Genomic DNA, 920 nt, shown 5'->3' with positions numbered 1-920 from the left:
GCTGAGAATCTAAGCGCCGGTAAACGGCGGTGGTAACTATAACCATCCTAAGGTAGCGAAATTCCTTGTCGGGTAAGTTCCGACCTGCACGAATGGCGTAACGACTTCCCCGCTGTCTCAACCACAGGCCCGGCGAAATTGCAGTACGAGTAAAGATGCTCGTTTCGCGCAGCAGGACGGAAAGACCCCGGGACCTTCACTACAGCTTGGCATTGGCGCTTGGAGCGTCTTGTGTAGGATAGGTGGGAGACTGTGAAGCCGGCACGCCAGTGTCGGTGGAGTCGTTGGTGAAATACCACTCTGGTCGTTTTGAGCGTCTAACCCGCACCCGTGTATCCGGGTGGGGGACAGTGCCTGGTGGGTAGTTTAACTGGGGCGGTTGCCTCCCAAAATGTAACGGAGGCGCCCAAAGGTTCCCTCAGCCTGGTTGGCAATCAGGTGGCGAGTGTAAGGGCACAAGGGAGCTTGACTGTGAGACGGACGTGTCGAGCAGGTGCGAAAGCAGGGCCTAGTGATCCGGCACCTACGTGTGGAAGTGGTGTCGCTCAACGGCTAAAAGGTACCCCGGGGATAACAGGCTGATCTTCCCCAAGAGTCCATATCGACGGGATGGTTTGGCACCTCGATGTCGGCTCGTCGCATCCTGGGGCTGGAGTAGGTCCCAAGGGTTGGGCTGTTCGCCCATTAAAGCGGCACGCGAGCTGGGTTTAGAACGTCGCGAGACAGTTCGGTCCCTATCCGCTGCGCGCGTAGGAGAATTGTGAGGGTCTGTCCCTAGTACGAGAGGACCGGGACGGACGGACCTCTGGTGTGCCAGTTGTCCCGCCAGGGGCACGGCTGGTTGGCTACGTTCGGTCGGGATAACCGCTGAAAGCATCTAAGCGGGAAGCCTTCCTCGAGATGAGTTCTCCCACCCCTTT

1 rRNA gene is annotated in these 920 nt (G+C 58.4%); it reads left to right on the top strand.

The features are described from left to right. Nucleotides 1-920: ribosomal RNA gene (locus ETD96_RS44125) — 23S ribosomal RNA — on the top strand; the annotation flags it as partial.

Source organism: Actinomadura geliboluensis (assembly GCF_005889745.1).
Lineage (GTDB): Bacteria > Actinomycetota > Actinomycetes > Streptosporangiales > Streptosporangiaceae > Spirillospora > Spirillospora geliboluensis.
This window is presented reverse-complemented; position numbering and strand designations above follow the sequence as displayed.